At 69.6% G+C, this 21,715-nt stretch carries 13 protein-coding genes and 2 pseudogenes; 12 read left to right on the top strand and 3 right to left on the bottom strand.

Annotated features, from left to right (window positions below; all coding sequences use genetic code 11):
- Positions 1–4: 4 nt before the first annotated feature.
- From ACZ6S6_RS09305 to ACZ6S6_RS09295, 3 genes are all read left to right on the top strand, one after another.
- Entirely contained in the window at positions 5–1,702 is a 1,698-nt protein-coding gene (locus ACZ6S6_RS09305) for a phytoene desaturase family protein (RefSeq protein ID WP_469704981.1), read from the top strand.
- The gene (locus ACZ6S6_RS09300) at positions 1,699–2,754 is read left to right on the top strand and encodes an MDR family NADP-dependent oxidoreductase (RefSeq protein ID WP_362966335.1); all 1,056 of its coding nucleotides are present in this window, start codon (positions 1,699–1,701) and stop codon (positions 2,752–2,754) included. Before ACZ6S6_RS09305 ends, ACZ6S6_RS09300 begins: the two co-directional genes overlap by 4 nt.
- A 224-nt stretch (positions 2,755–2,978) precedes the next feature.
- Positions 2,979–4,172, top strand: a complete 1,194-nt coding sequence (locus ACZ6S6_RS09295) for a cytochrome P450 (RefSeq protein WP_362966337.1) — start codon at positions 2,979–2,981, stop codon at positions 4,170–4,172.
- Positions 4,173–4,177: 5 nt separating this feature from the next.
- Here the strand turns inward: ACZ6S6_RS09295 and ACZ6S6_RS09290 are convergent, their stop codons facing one another.
- The gene (locus ACZ6S6_RS09290) at positions 4,178–5,095 is read right to left on the bottom strand and encodes a hypothetical protein (protein ID WP_469704556.1); all 918 of its coding nucleotides are present in this window, start codon (positions 5,093–5,095) and stop codon (positions 4,178–4,180) included.
- A 265-nt stretch (positions 5,096–5,360) separates the two neighbouring features.
- Between ACZ6S6_RS09290 and ACZ6S6_RS09285 the strand changes: the two are divergent.
- The 9 genes and pseudogenes from ACZ6S6_RS09285 to ACZ6S6_RS09245 all read left to right on the top strand — a co-directional run.
- Positions 5,361–6,836, top strand: a pseudogene (locus ACZ6S6_RS09285) (class I adenylate-forming enzyme family protein); the annotation flags it as partial.
- Positions 6,837–6,989: 153 nt separating this feature from the next.
- A pseudogene (locus ACZ6S6_RS09280) lies at positions 6,990–12,088 on the top strand (type I polyketide synthase); the annotation flags it as partial.
- Positions 12,086–13,468, top strand: a complete 1,383-nt coding sequence (locus ACZ6S6_RS09275; RefSeq protein ID WP_469704979.1) for a thioesterase domain-containing protein — start codon at positions 12,086–12,088, stop codon at positions 13,466–13,468. The pseudogene ACZ6S6_RS09280 and the gene ACZ6S6_RS09275, both read left to right, overlap by 3 nt.
- 521 nt (positions 13,469–13,989) lie before the next feature.
- Positions 13,990–14,658, top strand: coding sequence for a glyoxalase (locus ACZ6S6_RS09270; protein WP_469704977.1), 669 nt, complete (start codon positions 13,990–13,992; stop codon positions 14,656–14,658).
- A gap of 61 nt (positions 14,659–14,719) precedes the next feature.
- A complete protein-coding gene (locus tag ACZ6S6_RS09265) occupies positions 14,720–15,205 on the top strand; it encodes an iron chaperone (RefSeq protein WP_469704554.1) in 486 nt (161 codons plus the stop codon).
- 179 nt (positions 15,206–15,384) lie between these two features.
- Complete coding sequence (locus ACZ6S6_RS09260) at positions 15,385–15,975, top strand: ankyrin repeat domain-containing protein (RefSeq protein ID WP_469704553.1); 591 nt, start codon at positions 15,385–15,387, stop codon at positions 15,973–15,975.
- 72 nt (positions 15,976–16,047) lie between these two features.
- Entirely contained in the window at positions 16,048–16,815 is a 768-nt protein-coding gene (locus ACZ6S6_RS09255) for a transposase (RefSeq protein ID WP_469704551.1), read from the top strand.
- Entirely contained in the window at positions 16,781–18,361 is a 1,581-nt protein-coding gene (locus ACZ6S6_RS09250) for an ATP-dependent nuclease (protein WP_469704549.1), read from the top strand. Before ACZ6S6_RS09255 ends, ACZ6S6_RS09250 begins: the two co-directional genes overlap by 35 nt.
- A 114-nt stretch (positions 18,362–18,475) precedes the next feature.
- Positions 18,476–19,204 carry a methyltransferase domain-containing protein gene (locus tag ACZ6S6_RS09245; protein ID WP_469704548.1) on the top strand — a complete coding sequence of 243 codons (729 nt, stop codon included), beginning with the start codon at positions 18,476–18,478 and terminating at the stop codon, positions 19,202–19,204.
- 1 nt (position 19,205) lies between these two features.
- On the opposite strand, the gene istB is transcribed toward ACZ6S6_RS09245, so the two are convergent.
- Both istB and istA read right to left on the bottom strand, forming a co-directional pair.
- Positions 19,206–20,003 (bottom strand): IS21-like element helper ATPase IstB, encoded by a 798-nt coding sequence (gene istB / locus ACZ6S6_RS09240; protein ID WP_469704547.1) that lies wholly within the window; start codon positions 20,001–20,003, stop codon positions 19,206–19,208.
- Complete coding sequence (istA, locus tag ACZ6S6_RS09235) at positions 20,000–21,646, bottom strand: IS21 family transposase (protein ID WP_469704545.1); 1,647 nt, start codon at positions 21,644–21,646, stop codon at positions 20,000–20,002. Before istA ends, istB begins: the two co-directional genes overlap by 4 nt.
- Positions 21,647–21,715 lie beyond the last annotated feature (69 nt).

The raw sequence follows: 21,715 nt of genomic DNA, 5'->3' as shown, positions 1-21,715 counted from the left end.
AACCATGATCATCATCGGTGCCGGGCTCGGCGGCCTCTCCACCGGCTGCTACGCCCAGATGAACGGCTACCGGTCCCAGGTGCTGGAGATGCACGAGATCCCGGGAGGCTGCTGCACAGCCTGGGAACGCGGCGACTTCACCCTGGACGCCTGCGTCAGCTGGATGCTGGGCAGCGGCCCCGGCAACGAGATGCACCAGATCTGGCTGGAGCTCGGCGCGTTGCAGGGTAAGGAGGTACGCCACTTCGACGTGTTCAACATCGTGCGCGGGCAGGACGGCAGAGCGGTCTACTTCTACTCCGACCCGGACCGGCTGCAGGACCATCTCACCGAGCTCTCGCCCGCCGACGCGAAACAGATCAGGGAGTTCTGCCGCCGGCTGCGCTCCTTCCGCAAGGCGCTGGCCGTCTACCCCTTCCTCAAACCGGTGGGGCTGATGGGGCGGGTGGAGCGATGGCGCATGCTGGCGTCGTTCGTCCCGTACTTCAACGCGGTGCGCAAGTCGATCTCGGTGCTGATGTCGGACTACTCGGCCCGGTTCAAGGACCCGCTGCTGCGCGAGGCGTTCAACTTCGTCCTCTACGAGAAACACCCGGCGTTCCCCGTACTGCCGACCCACTTCCAGCTCGCCTCGCACGCCAACCTGTCGGCGGGCGTCCCCGAAGGCGGATCGCTCGGCCTCGCCGAGTCGATCGAGCAGCGCTACCGGAGGCTCGGCGGCCGGGTCACCTACAACACCAAGGTCGAGGAGGTCGTCGTCGAGGACGACCGAGCGGTCGGCGTCCGCCTCAGCGACGGCCGGGAACTGCGCGCGGACATCATCGTGTCTGCCTGCGACGGACCCACCACGATGATGAAGCTCCTGGGAGGCCGCTATCTGAACGACGCCTACCGGCGGCTCTACACCGAGACCATCAACGAACCGGGCATGGTGTTTCCCGGCTACTTCACCCTCTTCCTGGGACTCAAGCGGCCCTTCCCCGAGGGCGCCCCGTGCACGACCTACCTGCTGAACGAGGAACAGGCGGCCGAACTGACCGGCATCCGCCATCGGAGCATCAACGTCCAGTTCCGCAGCTGCCACTATCCGGAGCTCTCGCCGAGCGGGACGACCATCGTCTACGCCACCTACTTCTGCGACATCGCCCCCTGGCGCGCCCTGGACGAAGGCCCGGAACAGATCACCCGGAGCCGGGGCGGTCAGGAGCTCCACACGCTCCCCGTGCGGCACGGCCGCGGCTACTACGCGGCCAAACGGCGGGCACGCACGGCGCTCGTGAAGTTCCTGGAGGAGCGCTACCCGGGCCTTCAGGACGCCATCGCGGTGCGCGACGTGTCGAGCCCGCTCACTCAGGTCCGGTACACGGGTAACCACGACGGGACGGTCCTGGGGTGGCAGCCGTTCGTGGAGAGCGGCGAAACCCTGGAGGAACTCGTCAAGAAACACGGCCCCGGCCTCCCGGGCCTGGAGAACTTTTACCTCTCCGGCGTCTGGGCGACGACGGGCGGACTGATCCGGGCGGCCGCGGCGGGCCGGCACGTCATGCAGTTCGTCTGCCGTGACGACGGCAGGACGTTCACCGCTTCCCTCGACGAGACCGGGCCGCCGCCGACCCATCTCGTCATTCCTGTCGGGGGGCGCCCCGACGGCTCCGCCGCGACCCCTCTCGACCTCACCGGTGCGCAAAAGGAGCAGAAGTGAAGATCATGGAGTGGGTCGTCCGCGAACACGTCGAGGGCGCTCCCGACGTGGACCGGATCTACGAGAAGATCGTCCGCGACATCGACGTGGACCTCGCACCCGACGAGATGCTGCTGAAGACGCGGTACGTCTCGGTCGATCCCTATCTCCAGGGCATCGCGCTGGACACCCCGCTCGGCCGGCACATGGGCGCCGACTCGATCATGGAAGTGCTGGAGGCGGGCCCGCGGGCCGCGCACCGGCCGGGTGACCTGGTGCAGGGTTTCGGCGGCTGGCGGTCCCACCTGGTCAGCGCGGGCGAGGAATGGCTGTGGCAGACGGGAACCTTCCCGATGGTGTTCCCCGCCTTCCGCCGCCTCGACCCGTGCTGGTACGACGACGCGCTGCCTTTGGCGACGGCGCTGAGCGCGATGGGGGGTCCGGGCATGACCGCCTGGGGCACGCTCGCCATGTTCCTCGACGCCGGGCCGGGAGACACTCTGGTGATCAGCGGTGCCTCCGGCGCGGTGGGGACACTGGTCGGCCAGCTGGCCGGGCTCGCCGGCGCCCGTGTGGTCGGCACGACATCGAGCCCGCAGAAGGCGGAGTACCTGTCACGGCTGGGGTTCGACGCGGTCGTCGTCTACCGGCAGGGCGACAGCGCCGAGAGCGTGCGCGACGCGCTCGCCCGAGCGGCTCCCGACGGCGTAGACCGCTACTTCGACAACCTCGGCGGCGCCGTGACCGACGCGGTCTTCTCCCTGCTCAACGTGGGCAGCCAGGTGGCGGTGTGCTGGCAGTGGGCGACTCAGGTCGGCCAGGACGCGGTGGGACCCCGGCTCCTGCCGTACATCATGTTCCCGCGCGCCACCGTGCGCGGGATCTTCTCCCTGGAGTGGTTCACCGACGAGAACTGGCAGTCGCTCCACACCGAACTGGGCGGCAGGCTCCGGCGGGGAGAGGTCGTCTGTGACCACACCCTCCACTACGGCTTCGACAGCATTCCCGCAGCCTACGGGAGCCTCTACCACAACCGGGGGGCCAACCTGGGCAAGGTACTGGTCGAGCTGTGACCGGCACGGCGCGGACGGGAGCGCGCCGGCGCACGCAACGACAGGGGGCGACCTGAGTACCCGTCAGCCCACGCCTCCGCTCCCGCTCCCCCTTCCCCACCCCGATCCGTCCAGCAGCCCGTCCCGGTCCCGTCGAACACGCACAGCCAGGAGGTACCGTGTCCGCCGCAGTGAGCACCAGCAAGAATGCTGGTCCCGAACCGTTGTTGGCCCCGCTCCACCGCATGGAATTCGACGTCCCGGGCCCGCCGCGGCTCACCGAGCTGCCGGACGGATCTCCGGCCTGGCTCGTCAGCCGGTACCCCGATGTCAGGCAGGTGCTCAGCGACAGCCGGTTCGGCCGATCCGAGCTGTACGCGCCGGACGGGCCGTCCGTGTCCCAGCAGCCGGGGCTGGTCAACGACCCGGACCTGATGTTCAACCAGGACGGCCCCGACCACCTGCGACTGCGCCGCACCATGCGCCGCGCGTTCACTCCGAGAGCCGTCGCCCGGTGGCAGCCCTGGATCGCTGCGATCGTGGAGCAGTTGCTGGACGGCCTGACCCACGGCGACGGGCCGGTGGACATCGTCACGGAGTTCACGCTGCCGCTGCCGGTGGCCGTGATCAGCCGGCTGATGGGGCTCGACGCGTCCGCGCGTGAGCGGATGCGCCACTGGAGCGACCACGCGTTCACGGACGGTTCCCGCTGCGGTGACGAGGTGGGCGCGGCCATGGCCGAGTTCTCCGCGTTCGGCGCACAACTGCTGGCCGCACGCCGACGCGAGCCCGGGGACGATCTGGTGAGCGGCCTGGTCCTGGCCGCCGACGAGGAGGGAGGCATTCCCGAGGCGCAACTGGTCAGCCTGGTCTGCGGGCTGGTGGTGGGGGGCCACGACAGCACGATGACCATGCTCGGAAACTCGCTCCTCTACTTGCTCACCGAGCGACAGGAGGCCTGGCCGCTCCTCGCGGCCGCGGGGGAGTCGGCCGGCGTGGTGGCCGACCGCCTGCTCCACCTGATTCCCCTGGGCGACGACCGCGGGAGCACGCGTCGCGCGACCGAGGGCGTCGAGGTCGGGGGCGTTCTCATCCCGGCCGGAGCGGTGGTCCTGGCGGACTGCGGGATGGCCAACCGCGACCCCGACGTCTTCCCGCCAAGTACGGCGGACGACCTGTTCGCACCTCTGGAAGCCCCCACCCTGTCCTTCGGCGCCGGACCGCACTACTGCCTGGGCGCCTGGCTGGCCCGGGTGGAACTCCAACTGGCTCTGCACCGCCTGGCGGCCAGATTCCCGGGACTCCGGCTGGCACAGCCGCCGGAATCCGTCCACTGGCGCGTGGGGACCACCTCACGCAGCCCGGAGAGCCTTCTGGTGACCTGGCCGCGGACGGATCCGGCCCAGTGGCCTCCACCCCCTCCGGCTCCGGTCGGGTGAGCGGGTCAGGCCGGCTGCACGAGGCCGCTGACCGGGTACGAGACGGTGTCCTGGGCGGGACGGGACAGATGGAAAGCGGTGTGGAAATGGCCGTCCGTCTCCTTCCCGCGAGGGTCCTCGCCGGCCGCGGTCACCGATTCGACGGCGAACTGCCGCTCCTCGGCACTGGTGAAGCGACGTTGGACGAAAGTAGGGGAAGCCGTCTTCTCCGTGACCAGCCCGAAGGAGTCCAGGCACTGCGCGATGGGCTGGTAGGAGCCGGTACGCAGCACCAACGCCGCTACCCACACCGGGGCGTCGGCCGATTCGAGAAGTGGCCGGAAGGTGCGCGACGACAAGAAGCTGGCTCCGCCGGTGACAGTGATCAGGCGGATACGCCGCGCCGCGCGCAGGAGGGCGTCGGACGGCGGCGCGACCTCCAGGTTCTCGCCGAAGCCCTCGTCCAGCAGACCCACCTCGCGAGCGTAGGCGACGGCATTGGGCGCCGCGTCGAGGCCGAAGACGGGGACGGCGTCCGGACGGCGTCGGGACCGGTAGAACTCACGGTCCCAGGCGGTCAGTTCACTGGTGGTCATCGCCGAAGCCCTGGACGAGGTGTAGTGGCCGTACAGGTCGTCCAGCGTCAGATCGTGGTTCAGCAGGGCCGCGTTGATGCCGTAGGAGCAACAGATGTCCAGTACCGCTCCGGCTCCGGTTGCGCACACGCCGGTTGCGATCAGCCGGCGGTGGATTCCCTGGGCATGGTGCGGGGTCCGGTAGCCCAGCGGCTGGAATGCGCGGAAGAAGGCCCGGGGATCGGGCCGGTCGTAGATCTCGTCGAAGGGCGTCATCGACTCCTGGGCCTCTGCCGCCGCATCTCCCGGCCGGTCGCCTGCCCGCTTCTTGTGATCATCGCCCGCTTCGCCCGATGCCTGAACCGTCACACGCACTCCTCCGCCGTCCTGCCTCGCTCGCCGTCGTTCCGGCCAGCATCGGTCCGAACGAGAAGGAACGGAACAGGCACGGACAGGAACCGGCCAACCACCGGCCCGTCGCCGGGCGATCAGGCTTCTGTGCCGTCGCGGACGGCCCCGACGCCCCTCGTGGCCCGGACGCGCCGGCCGTCAACACGCCCGGTTCGAACATACGACGGACTCACCCGTCCGGGGATCCATACTGGGTCAACATCAACTCCTGTCCGAAGAGGATGTGTTCGTCCCGGTGACATCACGCGTAGCCCCGATCCGGCCACTGCCCGAGCTGCTCCGGGAACATGCGCGCCGCTTCGGCTCCAAGGTCGCGTTCCAGGACCCCACGTCCCGCGTCACTTACGAGGAGTTGGAGCTGCGCACCGGACGGCTGGCCGGCCATCTGGCCGGACTCGGGCTGCGGCACGGCGAGCGTGCGGCGGTACTCCTCGGCAACCGCGTCGAAGCCGTGGAGAGCGTTCTCGCTGTCACCAGAGCGGGCGCGGTCGGTGTGCCGATGGACTCACGGAGCACGCGAGCCGAGCTGGCTCACATGCTGGACGACAGCGGAGCCCGGGTGGTCCTCACCGACCGGTCCCATCTGGGCCTGCTGCGGCCGCTCCTGCCGGAGCGCCCGCAGCTGACCGTGGTGCTCGTCCGGCCGGCGGGCGGCGACGCCGTGACGGATACGGCACCCGGCACGTTCTCCTACGAGGACATGGCCACCACCGAACCCTCCGTTCCCGCCCCGGACGATCTCGGACTCGACGAGGTGGCATGGCTGCTCTACACCTCCGGTTCGACCGGCACCCCCAAAGGCGTGCTGTCCACACAACGCAGCCGCCTGTCGCCGGTGGCCGCCGGTTTCGTCGCCGTCCTCGGTATGTCGGCCGACGACCGGCTGCTCTGGCCGCTGCCCCTCCACCACGCCATGGGTCAGATCCTCTGCGTCATCGGGGTGACCGCGACCGGAGCGTCCGCCGTCATCCTGCCGCGGTTCTCCGCGGCGGACGTGCTGGGTGAACTGCGCCGGACGGAGGACCCGTTCACCCTGCTGGCCGGTGTGCCGGCGACGTACGCCAAGCTCCTCGACGCCGTACGCGCCGAGGGACTGACGGCCCCAGCGCTCCGTGGCTGTGTCAGTGGCGGTGCGGCCGCCGGTCCCGTCTTCCAGCGGGCTTTCGAGGAGGTCTGCGGGGTCCCGTTCCTCGAGCACTACGGGAGCACCGAGGCAGGGCCCGTCACCATGTCGGCGCCGGACGCCGCCCGTGCGGCCGGCTCGTGCGGCCGTGTGCTGCCGGGCACCCGGGCACGTATCGGCGACGGCAGCGCGAGCAGCGGCGAAGCTTCGGGCGAGGGTGAGTTGTGGGTCTCCGGACCTGGCGTCATGGCCGGGTACCACGGCCGCCCCGACGACACTGCCCAGGTCCTGCGCGACGGGTGGTACCGCACCGGTGACCTCGCCCGGATCGATGCCCGCGGCGAACTCACCGTCACGGGCCGGGCCGGCGAGCTGATCATCCGCGCCGGCGAGAACATCCACCCCTCCGAGGTGGAGGCGGTACTGCTGGCGCTGCCGGGCATCAAGGACGCGGCCGTGACCGGCCGGCCCGATGGCGTACTCGGTGAGGTGCCCGTCGCCTACCTGGTCCCGGAGAAGGCCGGCGAACTCGACAGGAGAGCGGTCCTCGCCGCCTGCCGGGAGCATTTGTCACCGTTCAAGGTCCCCGCCGCCCTCTACGAGGTGGACGGGATCCCGCGTACCGCCTCGGGCAAGGCCAAGCGGTACGCGCTCGCCGACTGCCCGGCGAGGCTCCTGGAGGCCGAAGCCCCCTCGCCCGCGGGGACGGGCGCGGTGGATCTGCGGGCTCTGGTACGGGGCGAGGTCGCCGTCGTACTGGGCTGCGCCGTGGACGAGGTGGAGCCGGGGACCGCGTTCCGCGATCTGGGTCTTGACTCGTTGACGTCGACCGCACTGTCCAGCCGTCTGTCGGCGGCGACCGGCCTCTCCCTGTCCGAGGCCGCCGCCTTCGACTTTCCCACCACGACGGACATGGCCGCCCACCTTGCGGCGCGGCTCACCGGTGAACCGGCCGGTGCCGCGCCCACCCGCCCGGACGGGGCCGGCCCGGACGACGACCCCGTGGTGATCGTCGGGATGGCGTGCCGATTCCCGGGCGGAGTGGAGTCCCCGGAGGATCTGTGGCGGCTGGTCGATGACGGTGTCGACGCCATCACCCCGTTCCCCGCCGACCGGGGATGGGACATCGACGGACTGTTCGACCCGGATCCCGGGCGGGCCGGCCGGACGTACGTACGCGAGGGCGGCTTCCTGTCCGGTGTGGACCGTTTCGACCCGGCCTTCTTCGGTATCTCGCCCCGCGAGGCACTGGCGATGGATCCGCAGCACCGGCTGCTGCTCGAAGTCGCCTGGGAGGCCTTCGAACATGCCGGAATCGACCCCGGCACGGTGCGCGGGACCCCCACAGGGGTGTACGCCGGGCTCATGTACAGCGACTACGCAGGCCGGTTGGCCGAGACCCCGAACACGTGGAGGGGCACCTCGGCATCGGGAACGCGGGCAGTGTCGCCTCCGGCCGTATCGCCTACACCCTGGGCCTGGAAGGGCCGGCGATCACCGTGGACACGGCGTGCTCGTCGTCGTTGGTCGCCCTGCACCTGGCCGCCCAGGCGCTGCGCAGAGGCGAGTGTTCGCTCGCGCTGGCCGGCGGTGTCACGGTGATGTCGGGGCCCAACTCCTTCGTGGAGTTCAGCAGGCAGCGCGCGCTGGCCCCCGACGGCCGCTGCAAGGCGTTCGCCGCGTCGGCGGACGGCACCGGGTGGGCCGAGGGCGCGGGAATGCTGCTGATGACCCGGCTGTCCCTGGCCCGGCGGGCGGGACATCGGGTACTGGCCGTGGTGCGCGGCTCCGCGGTGAATCAGGACGGTGCGAGCAACGGCCTCACGGCGCCGCACGGACCGGCCCAGCAACGGGTGATCCGCCAGGCCCTGTCCGACGCGCGGCTGGAGCCCGCGGATGTCGACGCGGTGGAGGCGCACGGCACGGGGACCCGGCTCGGCGACGTCATCGAGGCGGAGGCCTTCCTGGCGGCCTACGGCCGGGCCGGGGCGAGGGAGAACCCGCTGTGGCTGGGCTCGGTCAAGTCGAACTTCGGGCACACACAGGCCGCGGCGGGCATGGCCGGGGTGATGAAGATGGTCCAGGCGATGGAGCACGGTGTGCTGCCCCGTACGCTGCACGCCGACGAGCCCACACCCAGGGTGGACTGGTCCTCGGGCGCCGTGTCGCTGCTGACCCGGGCCGTGCCGTGGCCCCGGACCGGCCGCCCCCGGCGGGCGGGTGTGTCGTCCTTCGGGATCAGTGGGACCAACGCCCACGTGCTCCTCGAACAGGCGCCCGAGGCGGGCCGGCGCGCCCCGGACGACGGCCCCGCGGCCGCACCTGAGCCCTCGGCGACGGCCCTGCCGTTCCCGGTGACGGCGAGGAGCGCCGCCGGACTCCGGGCACAGGCCCGACGACTGCACGACGACGTGGCCGCGCGCCCCGGAACACGCCTGCTGGACCTCGGGTTCTCGCTGGCCACGACCCGCGCCGCCTTCGAGCACCGCGCGGTGGTGGTGGCCGGTGACCGGGACGGACTGCTCGCCTCCCTCGACGCGGTGGCCGAAGGAAAGCAGCGGCCGGGGGTGAGCACGAGCGGCCCCCGCCCCGCCGGCCCGGTCGTCTTCCTGTTCACTGGCCAGGGCAGCCAGCGGGCCGGTATGGGCCGGGAACTGTACGAGACCCATCCCGTCTACGCCCGTTCCTTCGACGAGACCTGCGCGCTGCTGGATCCGCTCCTGCCGAAGCCGCTGCGCGAGGTGGTGTTCGCGGACGACGGAGCCGAAGGACCGGACGAGAGCGGGCTCCTGCACACGACACGGTTCGCGCAGCCCGCGCTCTTCGCCCTGGAAGTGGCCCTGTTCCGGCTGCTTGAGTCCTGGGGTGTACGCCCGGACATCGTGGCGGGGCACTCCGTCGGCGAGGTGGCGGCGGCACACGCCGCCGGGGTGCTGTCCCTGCCTGACGCGTGTGTGTTGGTGGCGGCGCGGGGTCGTTTGATGGACGAGCTGCCGGCGGGTGGGGCGATGGCCGCGGTACGGGCCGATGAGAGCGAGATCGCCGCGTACCTCGCGGGCAGGGAGCGGGAGGTGGACATCGCGGCCCTGAACGGCCGCTGGGTGGTCGTGGCCGGTGACGAGCCGGCGGTGCTGGAGGCTGTGGCGTACTGGCGTGAACAGGGCTGCGAGGCCACGCGGCTGCGGGTGAGTCATGCTTTCCACTCCGCGCGCATGGAACCGATGCTCGACGCGTTCGCCGTGGTGGCGCGGGGGATCACCTACTCCCCGCCCGTGCTCCCCCTGGTGACGGTGGTCAGGGGCCGGCCCGTCACGGACGCGGAAGTGTGCTCGCCCGGCTACTGGGTGGACCACGTACGCCGTCCGGTCCGCTTCACCGACTCGGTGCGGGTTCTGCGGGAGCGGGGCGCGGCCCACTATGTGGAGCTCGGCCCGGACGGTGTGCTCTCGGGCATCACACGGGACTGCCTGTCCGACATGGAGGCAACCGCGCCGACGACGGACGGGGCCGCGTCCGCGCCCCTGGTCGTCCCGACGCTGCGCGGGCCCCGGCCGGAAGCCGAGGCGCTGCTCACCACCGTCGCCGCACTGCACGCCCACGGTGTGAGCGTCGACTGGCACGCCGTCTTCGCCGGACGCGGCGCACTCCGTACGGAACTGCCCAGGTACGCGTTCCAGCGCGGGCGGTACTGGCTCGAAGCCGACCGGCCGGAAGCCCAGGCGGAGCCGGACGCCGAGCCCCACCCGTTCCTGCGCTTCGCCACATCGACAGCGGACGACGACGGCCTTCTGCTGAGCGGCGTGCTGTCACTGCGTGACCATCCCTGGCTGGCCGACCACGCGGTGCTGGGCACGGTGCTGCTGCCCGCGACGGCGTTCGTCGACATGGCGGTGCACGCCGGAGACCGGGTGGGCGCCCCCGTACTGGAGGAACTCACCCTGACGGCACCCCTGTCGCTGCCCTCCGACGAAACGGTCGAGCTACAGGTGAAGGTGGCACGACCGGACGCGGGCGGGCGGCGGAGCGTGGTGTTCCACGCACGGCCGCGCACTCCCGGGTACGACGGTCCCTGGAACCGCCACGCGGCGGGGATCCTCGCATCCCAGGAGCTGCCGGAGCCCGCGGCCGCGCCCGGCCCGTGGCCGCCCGCGGGCGGCGTCCCCCTGCCGCTCGACGCCGGGCCCGGCGAAGGGTTCTACGACCGGCTCGCTCACGGCGGTCTCCGCTACGGCCCGGCCTTCCAGGGTCTGCGGGCCGCCTGGCGGCTGGGCAACGACATCCTCGCTGAGGTTGTGCTGCCGGTGGAGGAGCACGGCAATGCGGGCCGGTTCGTCCTGCATCCGGCTCTGCTGGATTCGGTGCTGCACACCATGATGCTCGGGGGAGTGACGCCGGTGCCGGACGACAGCGGCAGCGGGGTGTCTCTGCCGTTCGCCTGGAGCGGTGTGCGGCTATATGCGTCCGGTGCCCGCCGGCTGCGGGTGCGTGTCTCGCCGGCGGCGGGGAGTGGAGTACGGCTGGAGTTGACTGACGGGTCGGGGGCCCCCGTGGCTACGGTAGGGTCCCTGGTCCTGCGGCCGCTTCCCCGCGAGCAGTTGAAGGACGTCCGGGCGCACGGCGACTGCCTGTTCCGCCAGGACTGGGTGCGCCTGCCCGATTCCCCCGTCCCGGCTCCGGCGCCAGGCGTGTGGGCTCTCCTGGGCGAGCCCGGTCCGGGACTGCGCGGCACACTCCTCCCGTCGGGCGACCGGCCGAAGGCGTACGCGGATCCGGCCTCGGCAGGTTCCGACGCACCGGTCGTCGTCATCGCCTGTCCGCCGCTCACCGGGACGGACGGAGTGGACCGCGCGTCGGCCGCACACCGTATGGCCGGATGGGCACTGCGGCTCGTGCAGGACTGGCTGGCCGAGGAGCGCCTCAGCAACTCCCGTCTGGTCGTCCTCACTTCGGATGCCGTCGTCACAGGGTCGGAGACAGCCGCCGACGCCGCGAACGGTGATGCCGCTCTCGTCTGCGCTCCGGTATGGGGACTGCTCCGCTCGGCACAGACGGAGAACCCCGGCCGGTTCGCACTGGTCGATGTCGACGACTACCCCGCATCCGAAGCGGCCTTGGCCCAGGTTCTGGCGAGCCGGGAGCCGCAGACGGCCGTGCGGGAAGGTGTCGTCCTTGTACCGAGGCTGGTACAGGCCTCCCGCGCAACGACGGACGAGGGCGCAGCGCGCCGGCTGGACCCCGGGGGCACCGTCCTGATCACCGGGGGATCGGGCTCTCTGGGCGTCTCCTTCGCCCGCCACCTCGTGGTCGCGCACGGTGTACGTCACCTGTTGCTCGTCGGACGGCGCGGAGCCGACGCGCCCGGGGCGGTCGAGCTGCGCGCGGAGCTGGCCGGGCTGGGTGCCGAGGTGACGGTGGCCGCGTGCGACGTCGCCGACCGCACCGCGCTCGCCGCGCTCCTCGCGACTGTGCCGCGGGAGCATCCGCTGACCGGCGTGGTGCACACCGCGGGAGTGCTGGACGACGGTGTGATCGCGGCGCTCACACCGGAGCGTATGGATCGCGTGCTGCGGCCGAAGGTGGACGCGGCGCTCGCCCTGCACGAGTTGACCCAGGACAGTGACCTGGCTGTTTTCGCCCTGTTCTCCTCGGTGGCCGGTGTGTTCGGATCCGGCGGGCAGGGCAACTACGCGGCGGCGAACTCGTTCCTGGACGCGCTGGCACAGCACCGCAGGAGCATCGGTCTGCCCGGCACCTCTCTCGTCTGGGGGCCCTGGCAGCAGAGCGGCGGAATGACCGCCGGGCTGGCAAGCGCGGATCTGCGCCGGATGGCCCGCTCCGGTCTCGTTCCGCTGCGGACCGATGAGGGTCTCGCGCTCTTCGACACCGCCGTCGAAAGCGGGGAGGCCGTCCTGGTCGCGGCACGCCTGAACGGGGAGGTGCGCGGGACCGCCGATGCGCCTCTCTCCCGCCTACCGGGCCGCGGGCCCGTCCGCCGGACACCCGCGGAGCCCGAGGCCCGCGATTCCCTGCGGCGGCAGTTGGCCGTCACGCCGTCCGGCGAACTCGGCGCACTGTTTCTGTCGGAAGTACGGACGGAAGCCGCCGCGGCGCTCGGTTACACCGCAGGACAGTCCGCGATCGAGGCGGACCGCCCGCTGGCGGAGCTGGGCCTCGACTCACTGGCCGCGGTCGAGCTGCGCAACCGGCTCGCGACAATGACGGAGCTGGCCCTGCCGGCCACGCTCCTCTTCGACCACCCCACACCTCGCGCGGTCGCCGCCTACCTGGAGGAACGCTATTCCGGGACTGCCCCGGAAACACCCCCCGCCCCGAGCGTGGCGCCGGCCGGCGCGACGGGCGGAGTCCCGGAAGGGACTCCGGTTCCGGGTGGCGCCGACTCCCTGTCCGCTCTCTTCCGTACGGCGTGCGCCCTCGGCAGGGCATGGGACGGCATGGCGCTTCTGACGATCGCCTCCCGCTTCCGTGAGGTCTTCGACAGCGCGGAGGCCCTCGGCACCCGACCCGCGGCCGTCAACGTTGCGAGCGGCCCAGCTCGCCCCCGGCTGATCTGCTTCCCGGCTCTCAGCGCGCTCTCGGGCCCTCATGAGTACGCCCGCTTCGGGTCGTCCCTCCAAGGGCTGCGGGACGTCTCGGTGCTGCCGAATCCGGGATTCCTGCCGCGCGAGGCCCTGCCCGCCACACTGGAGGCCTTCGTGTCGGCGCAGGCCGCCGCCGTTCTCGCGTGCTCGGGCGACGAGCCGTTCGTCCTGCTGGGGCGCTCGGCCGGCGGCTGGGTGGCGCAGGCCGTTGCCGAACACCTGGAACGTACGGGCGTGCGCCCCTCCGCCGTCGTCCTGGTCGACACTTTCCCGGGTGACAGTGTCAGCGGCGCGGAGGACGGGCCCGCGCTTTCTGCCATGACCGTCGGAATGCTCGACAAGGCCGCCCAGTTCGCCTCGGCCGAGACCGACCGGCTCACGGCGATGGCCGGCTATCTGGAGCGGTTCTCCGGCTGGGAACCGTCGGGGCTCTCGGCGCCCACACTCTTCGTCCGGGCCAGGGACGGCCTGCCGGGCATTGAAACGGCGGAGCCGTGGAGTCTTCCGCACTCGGAAGTCACCGTGCCGGGCGACCACTTCACCGTCCTCGAGGAGCACGCCCGTACGACCGCCCACGCGGTCCATGAGTGGCTCTCCGAGCACCACTGACCCTGATACCTGCCCTGACTCTGCCGCTGATTCGGCGTACCGGGCGTACCGGGTCCGGCGTACTGGGTCTGCCGGGTGCGTTGGTGGGGGGTTCCGGGTCGTCTGTGGTGGGGTGCTGTGTGGGTATTTGATGGTGTGTCGTATCGGGTGGGTGGGTGGGTGGTGGTGTTGCTGCGGTGGGGCGGTATCAGTGTCACCGGGGTCGGCTGCGTGGTCTGCTGCGTGGTCTGTTTTGCGGTTGGCTGTGCGTTGTTGGGTACGTTCACCACCCGCTTCAGCGGGCTGGTCGGTGTGCCTCCGGGGGCTTTCCGGTGCTGGGCGGTGGGTGTGGTGTCCGGCCCTGCCAGTGGCGGTGCCGTGGTCGGTGGCGGTGGCGGTGGCGGTGCTGGTGGCGTGGTTGCGGTGGGTGGCGCGGGATTGGGTGGTCGTGGTGGTGGGGGTGCCTGGGTGTGTGTGGGTGGGTGGGTGGGTGTGGGGTTGATCAGGATTCGAGAAGCGTCGGTTGCTGTCCGGTGCCTAGCATGATGGGTATGGCAATCACCGCTTCCTCCGCAGTCCGCACGGTTCTCGCGTCTGTCACTCTTGAGGTGGCCGACTTGGGGGTCGCCCGCCGTTTCTACGATGCTTTCGGTGTGGGGGCGTACATTCGCTTGCGGGCGTCCGGGGCGGATTCGGCGGGGTTCCGTGGTTTCACTCTGGCGCTCACGGTGTCCGGGCCGGCGACGGTCGATGGTTTCGTCGCTGCTGCTGTGGGCGCCGGTGCCACGGTGCTGAAGCCTGCGGTGAAGTCGCTGTGGGGTTACGGCGGTGTGGTCCGGGCGCCGGACGGGACGGTCTGGAAGGTCGCGACGTCGGCGAAGAAGGACACCGGTCCCGCTACCGGTGAGATCGATGAGTTCGTTCTGCTGCTCGGTGTCCAGGATGTGAAGGCGACGAAGCAGTTTTACGTTGACCGGGGTCTGGCCGTGGCCAAGAGCTTCGGGGGTAAGTACGCCGAGTTCGCCTCGGGTCAGTCCAGCCCGGTCAAGCTGGCGTTGTACAAGCACCGTGCGCTGGCCAAGGACCTCGGTGTTCCCGCTGACGGTACCGGCTCGCACCGTATCGTTCTCGGCGGCGCTGTCGAGGCCTTCACCGACCCGGACGGCTTCGTCTGGGAGTGCGTCGCGCCGTCCTCCCCCGCACAGTCCTGACGTCCGGTCCGGCGCTCCTGGACCGCCCTGTCTCACTCTTATGCACGAGAGGAAACCTGCTATGCCGTCGACGAAGTCGTCCGCCGGGGATTCCGGCATGTCCGCAGGGAAGTACGACGGATTCACCGCTGAGGAGCGGGCTGCGATGAAGGATCACGCACGCGACCAGAAGAAGACGGCGGCGCGGCGTGGTTCTTCCCGGGCGGAGAAGGAGGCTGCGGCGGAGCAGGACGTCCTCGCGAAGATCGCCGAGATGCCGGAATCGGACCGGGTCCTTGCCGGGCGGATCCATGAGATCGTCAGGGCCGCCGCTCCCGGCCTCGCGCCCAAGCTCTGGTACGGGATGCCCGCGTATGCCAGGGACGGCAAGGTTGTCTGCCACTTCCAGAGCGCGGAGAAGTTCAAGTCGCGGTACGCCACGCTCGGTTTCAGTGACCAGGCGGCCCTCGACGAGGGCGCGATGTGGCCGACCGCCTATGCCCTGAAGGAGCTGACCGCGGGCGACGAGAAGGTCATCAGCGCCCTCGTGAAGAAAGCGGGGGCCTGATGTCCTGTGCCATTGAACCTGGACCGTTTGCCACTGGAGCTGGACGACCGGTGGTTCTGTGACAGCGAAGTTGGACCGGCCCGGAGTCCGCAGTTCGGGCTCCACCTCGATGGCGGGTGGATCGGACTGTTGGGTGACCCCGGTGTTCCCCCGGCCAGGAGGCCCGGAACGATCGAGGTATGGGCATCGCGGGTCAACTGGTGAGGTCGGCGGGCGACGGCGACGTGATCGAGGTAGCCCGGCTGCTGGAGCGGGGTGCTGTGGTGGATACGCCGAACCGTGATGGGCGTACGGCGCTGGACCGGGCGGTGGAGCAGGGGCATGCCGATGTTGTCCGCCGACTCGTCGGGGCGGGGGCTGATCTGGAGCAGCGGGCGGGTGCGTACCAGGAGTCGACGCCGCTGTGCCTGGCGGCGAGTCAGGGGCACACGGCGGTTGTCGGGGTTCTTCTCGATGCCGGTGCCCGTACCGGGGCCCAGGGCCGGCTGGGCTACGTACCGCTGGTGCTGGCAGCCACGACCGGCGACGAGGGGCACCCGCAAACAGTAGACCTGCTGCTGGACCGTGGGGTGGACATCAACGCGGTGATGAAGCACAGGACCGCCCTGGACTGGGCGGTCGGGTTCGGGCAGGAAGAGATGGTGCAGCGCCTGCTCGGCCGCGGTGCCGTCCCCTCGGCCGAGACCCTGGCCGCCGCGCGCGAGCATCTCGGACGTCATCCGGGGCGTCGGCGTAAGACCGAACTGCTGAGTCTCACGCCGTTATCCTGATTGATTCTCATTCGAGTGTCTCCGGCTAAGACCTGTCCTGTAAGTGCTGGTCACCGGTGAGATGATCTTGCTGTGGCTGGTGTGATCACGGCGTCGGAGCCGTCTTGGATAGCCCCGTTCACGGGGCTGAGCCCGCGCGTCTTCAGTAAGTTGGTGACTGCGCTGCGCCGCGAGGGTGCGGATCCGGTGCGTAAGGGCCGCCCGTGGTCTCTTCCGCTGGAGGACCGGGTGCTGCTGGTAGCGGCGTACTGGCGAACAAACCTGACGTTGCGCCAGCTCGCCCCGCTCTTCGGTGTCTCGAAGTCCGCGGCCGACCGCATCATCGATCACCTCGGCCCATCGCTCGCGCTGCAGCCCCGCAAGCGGTTCCGCAAGGACACCGTGCTCATCGTGGACGGCACCCTGGTACCCACCCGCGACCACACCATCGCCGAGCAGTCCAAGAACTACCGGTACTCCACCAACCACCAGGTCGTCATCGACGCCGACACCCGGCTCGTCGTCCTGGCCGGCCGGCCCCTGCCCGGCAACCGCAACGACTGCAAGGCATGGGAGGAGTCCGGCGCGAAGGCCGCCGTCGGCAAGACCATGACGATCGCCGACGGCGGCTATCCGGGCACCGGGCTCGTGATGCCCCACCGCCGCCGCAAAGGCGAAGAGCTACCCGACTGGAAACAGGCCCACAACACGTCCCACAAACAGGTCCGCGCCCGCGTCGAGCACGTCTTCGCCCGCATGAAGACCTGGAAGATCCTCCGCGACTGCCGACTCAGAGGCGACGGCGTCCACCACGCCATGCTCGGAATTGCCCGCCTGCACAACCTCAACCTCGCCGGATAGGCAAACGGTCGGACTCGTCACCACCCACGTCCACACCAGCCAGAGACCATTTACGGGACAGGTCTTAGGACAGCAGATCCAGGGCTCTCTGCATTGCTCCGCCGACGGTGTCGCGCAGAAATGGTTCAGCGGATTCCAGCGCAACCTCGGCACGGTCCGTGCTCAGGTCGACCGGCACCGAATACAGCAACCGGGTCTGGGGACGGACCCGTTCAAGTTCATCTACCTGCCAGCCTGGCGGCACCCCCTGGATGAGCTGGCTCGTCGCGAGACCCGGATCCTCATCGAGTTGCTGCGTGCTGAGCAGGAACGTCTCGACGGCAGCCGCAGCCTGGTGCCGCTGCGGGTGAAGGCCTCCCGGCTCCTGGAGAACCTCGCCAAGGACGGGCTCATCGAAGCCGTCGAAGAACGCATCAGCACCCATCTCGCCTCTCTCACTTCGGGCGTGCAGCGCCAATGGTCCTACGTGCGGGGACAGGTGATAGACGACTCCTACCTCGCGCGTGTTTTGGAACTGATGCTGGCCGTCATCGAAGGCCGCACATCGGCCCGCCCGCTGGAGGTCTCGGGTTTGGGCTACGTCAACCTGCTCCACATGGCCGTCACGCTGGCCGCGATACCCGACTCCGCCGCACGCGCCGCAGCCGCAGCCGCAGAAGAGGCGTCCGAGACCAGCGACGAACCCGGGGAACTGACACAAGCGGAGGAGGAGCGACTGGCGCGGGAGCGCCGCACGCAGGCCGTGGCGGAAGCCGAATCCGAGGCGGACTCCTTCTTTCCCCGCACCCCCTTCCATGCCACCGTCGTCATCGAGGAGCCCGAAGCCCACCTCCACCCCCAGCTGCAGCACGCCCTCGTGCGCTACCTGCGCAAGACCGTGCGTGAGCGTCCGGAACTGCAGATCGTGCTTTCCAGTCACGCCACCGACATCATCACCTCCTGCGACCCCGAACAACTGGTCGTGCTGCGGCGCACGCCGGACGGCCAGCGCGTCTGCCGCCCGATCGCCACGATTCCGATGACCGAGCGTGACAAGACACTGCGCATGGCCCGCCTGCACATGGACGCCAGCCGCTCGGCCGCGCTGTTCGCCGAGCGGCTCGTCGTGGTCGAAGGCGTGACCGAAGCCGTCATCCTCCGCGACTTCGGCAGGGCCTGGGCCGGTCCGGACGAGGCGAAGCAGGCCTTCATCGAAGCACTCAGCATCATGTACGTCGGGACGAAGGTCGGGCCATGGACCTCACGGCTCCTGGCGACAAAGGACGCCGAAATATGCGCACGGCTGGCCGTTCTGCGCGACAGCGACAAGCCCTTCGACGAAGAGCCCACCCCGCCCTCCTGGCTGGGCGACCACGATCCGGCCGTGGTGCAGGCCTTCATCAGCCACCCGACACTGGAGCCGTCCATTACCCAGGGTAACGAGCAGCTCATCGAGACCGCGCTGAGGGACATCGGCGCAGCACTCATCGGGCCGATCACCCCACAGACTGGCTTCGTTCACTTTCAGCAGCAGCGTTTATCTACTAGTTCGGGCAGCAGTTGGTGATCTCGGGGCTTGTGGATGTTCACGAGAAATGACGTCATCGTGGGAGCCTGGCGTGTTTGACTAGCCCGCATGTCATCGGCTCTTGGTGTGTCCCGACCTGACCAGGCTTCTTACATGCTGCGAGGCGCTGCCAGCGATGCCGGCCGCGCGTACAAGCAGGAGCTACTTGACCTGTTGGACATCCAGGCGGGCCAGATCGCCCTGGATGTGGGGTGCGGCCCAGGCACCGATCTACCGGCGCTGGCGGAACGTGTCGGTGACAGTGGAACCGTGATCGGCGTCGACCGTGACGAAGCCATGCTCACCCGGGCCCGCGAGCGCACGGACGGCCTGCCAGGGGTGGAAATCCGTAAAGGCGACGCGCACGACCTCCCTATCAAACCGGGAACGGTAGACCGAGCCAAGATCGATCGAGTCCTCATGCATGTTGCTGAACCCTCGGACGCTCTTGCACAGCTCCATCTCGCAACCCGGCCAGGTGCCCGGATCGGCCTTGTCGAACCTGACTGGGACACCTTGATCGTCGACGCTGAGGATCTTGAGACAAGCCGCGCCTTCACCCGCTACACCACTGAAGAAGCGGTCCGCAATGCGACCATCGGACGCAGCCTCGCACGCCTCGCCGAACAAGCACGCTTCCGCGTTGAAACAGTGCGCGCCACGGCACCGGTTTTCCGTGACTTCCACGAGGCGGACCACACCCTGGGCCTCGGCCGCAACATGCAGAAAGCGATCAACGGTGGCTGCGTCGACCGAGACCGCGGCCACCGCTGGATCACCAGCCTCTCCGAGGGGCCGTTCTACGCGTCGTTCACTCTCGTCAGCGTGATTTGCTCTCGTTGATTTAGCCGACCTTGGCGGAGTCCTCAGCTCGGGCTCGGGTGGTGGCGAGGCGGTAGGAGTCGGTGCCGGTTTCGATGATGGTGCCGTTGAACGTGAGGCGGTCGACGATGGCCGCGCAGAGTCGGGGATCGGTGAAGGTCTTGGTCCAGCCGCCGAAGGACTCGTTGGACGCGGTGGCGACGCTGTTCTTCTCCTCGCGCTCGGTCAGGACCTGGAAGAGAAGTTCGGCTCCGCGGCGGTCGAGTTCCATGTAGCCGAGTTCGTCGATGCAGAGGAGATCGACGCGGCCGTAGCGGGCAATGGTTTTGTTGAGCTGCTTCTCGTCGGCAGCCTCGACCAGCTCGTTCACCAGTTTCGTGGCGAGCGTGTAGCGGACGCGGTAGCCCTTCATCGCGGCTTCGGTTCCCAACGCGATGAGCATGTGGGACTTGCCGGTGCCGGAGTCGCCGATCAGGCAGAGAGGTTGACTCTTCTTGATCCACTCACAGCTGGCGAGGGTGTGAACGGTGGCTGCGTCGATGTTCGGGTTGGCGTCGAAGTCGAAGGCCCGTAGAGACTTCTCCCGGGGGAAGCCCGCCGCCTTGATCCGCCGCTCCGATCGCCGGCGAGACCGGTCGTCGCACTCGGTCATCAACAGTTCAGCGAGGAAGCCGCGGTAGGTCATCTGGTCCTTCATCGCCCGGTCGGCGATCTCAGTGAACTCGTTGCGGATCGAGGGCAGCCGCAGCAAGCGGCAGGCTGTGTCGATCGCGGCGTCGGCGGCCTGCTCGGTCAAGCCTCGCTGGCGGGGCAGGGTCACTGGGCTTCTCCCTCATGATGGTCGCTGCCGCTGGTGCGGCGGCGTCGGAGCAGTTGGTCATAAGCGGTCACCGAGGGCAGCGGCCTGGTGTCCGGCGGGAGGTGGGCGAGGCGCCACTCGTGCAGCGACGTGACGGTGGCCGGCGTTTGCCCGGGGACCGCCGGGACGGATGCGCTGATGGTTGGCTCATCCTCTGCCTGGGCGGCCTTGCGTGCCTCCAGCGCAACGGCATCGGCGGTCAGAGCGCCGGCCCGCAGGGCGGTGGCCAGGCCCGCAACCACATGCTCGTGGGCGAGGTACCGGTTCAGCAGCAGGATCTCGATCAACGCCCGGGTGCCGTCCCGTTCGCCGTGGACCTTGCGGGCCTGGGCCCACCAGGCGTCGTGGACCGGGGTGAACTTGCCCGCGGATCGGGCCTGTTCCAGGGCCGTGGCGCCGGGGAATGCACCGGGCTTGCGGATGAGGGCTTCGAGGCAGTGGTCCAGGTCCAGGCGGCAGCTGCCCTTGGCGATCAGCCTCTCGTGCCGAGCCACCTCGATGTTCCGGTCGTAAACGACCAGGTGAGAGGCGTGCAGGACAACGCGGACCCGCTTGCCGATCAGGCGGGTCGGGACCGAGTAACGGTTGGTGCGGACGGCGATCTGGCTGTAGCGATCAACGCGCGGAGTGAACAGCCGTCCAGTCTCGAACGGCTCCTGGGGCAGCGGCATCAGCAGCGGCTGTTCGATGGCGAAGTACTCATCGACGGTACGCGGCCGTGATCCGATCCTCCGGTGCCCGTCGTGCAGGTCCCACTGGTCGACCATCTCGTTCAGCTCGGCGAGGGAGGCGACTTCCGGGACCGGGGTGAAGTGATTGCGGCGGAAGTAGCCGATCATCCCCTCGACTCCGCCCTTCTCGTGGGCGCCTTCGATCCCCGGGCGGCAGTAGAAGCTCTCGATGTTGAAGTGCGAGCGGAAGGCGATCCACCGGTCCGTCTCCACCCTCGCTCGGTTCAGTCCCAGCACCTGGGCGACGGCCGACTTCAGGTTGTCGTAGCGGATCTTGCTCCGAGGAACACCGCCCAGCGTGCGAAGCGCGTGCACGTGCCCCTCGAAGAAGGCTTCCTGGCCACACGAGGCGAAGACCCGGTGGACGGCTTTGCCCGAGTAGGACAGACGAAGCGAGAACAAATAGCAGGTCACCAGCTCGCCGGCCAGGCGCACGGTCACATCGCCGAAGTCGACCTCAGCCTCATGGCCCGGCAGATGTGTCTGCGGCACGAACGCTTCTACCGGCGACTTGCCCGAGGCTGTAAGGATCTCCGGCTTCCGGTCCGCAACGTAGCGCCGGACCATCGGGTAGGACACATTCGCACCGTGCTCCTCGATGAGCCGGTGGAAGATCCGCGTGATCGTGTGCCGCTGCTTGCGCGGCGCGTCGAGGTCTGTCCGCAGCATCGCGTCGATCACCGGCTTGTACGGATCCAGCGCAGTCGGCCGCAGCGGCAACTTCTTCCTTGGCTCCGGCCAAACGGAGTCCACGGCCTTCCTGACCGTCCGCCACGACACGTTGTACTTGCGCTCAAGCTCGCGCATCTTCATGCCGGCACGGTGATCACGCCGGATCGCCGCGTACAGCTCGACCTTCGACGTCTGCGGCATGACCAGGCCCTTTCACCAGGAGCATCCCGATGCTGCCCTGGCAAGTACCCCGGTGCTGTCGAAACTCGT

The sequence above is a fragment of the Streptomyces sp. NPDC048671 genome (assembly GCF_055587045.1).
The sequence above is the reverse complement of the archived record's forward strand: the minus strand, read 5'-3'. Positions and strand labels throughout refer to the sequence as shown.

Excerpts from the sequence above, each read along its gene's own strand:
- ACZ6S6_RS09295 (WP_362966337.1), top strand. The coding sequence starts at position 2,979 with ATGGAATTCGACGTCCCGGGCCCGCCGCGGCTCACCGAGCTGCCGGAC.
- ACZ6S6_RS09265 (WP_469704554.1), top strand. The coding sequence starts at position 14,720 with ATGCCGTCGACGAAGTCGTCCGCCGGGGATTCCGGCATGTCCGCAGGG.
- ACZ6S6_RS09275 (WP_469704979.1), top strand. The coding sequence starts at position 12,086 with ATGGCCCGCTCCGGTCTCGTTCCGCTGCGGACCGATGAGGGTCTCGCG.
- ACZ6S6_RS09270 (WP_469704977.1), top strand. The coding sequence starts at position 13,990 with ATGATGGGTATGGCAATCACCGCTTCCTCCGCAGTCCGCACGGTTCTC.
- ACZ6S6_RS09260 (WP_469704553.1), top strand. The coding sequence starts at position 15,385 with ATGGGCATCGCGGGTCAACTGGTGAGGTCGGCGGGCGACGGCGACGTG.
- ACZ6S6_RS09305 (WP_469704981.1), top strand. The coding sequence starts at position 5 with ATGATCATCATCGGTGCCGGGCTCGGCGGCCTCTCCACCGGCTGCTAC.
- ACZ6S6_RS09245 (WP_469704548.1), top strand. The coding sequence starts at position 18,476 with ATGCTGCGAGGCGCTGCCAGCGATGCCGGCCGCGCGTACAAGCAGGAG.
- istA (WP_469704545.1), bottom strand. The coding sequence starts at position 21,646 with ATGCCGCAGACGTCGAAGGTCGAGCTGTACGCGGCGATCCGGCGTGAT.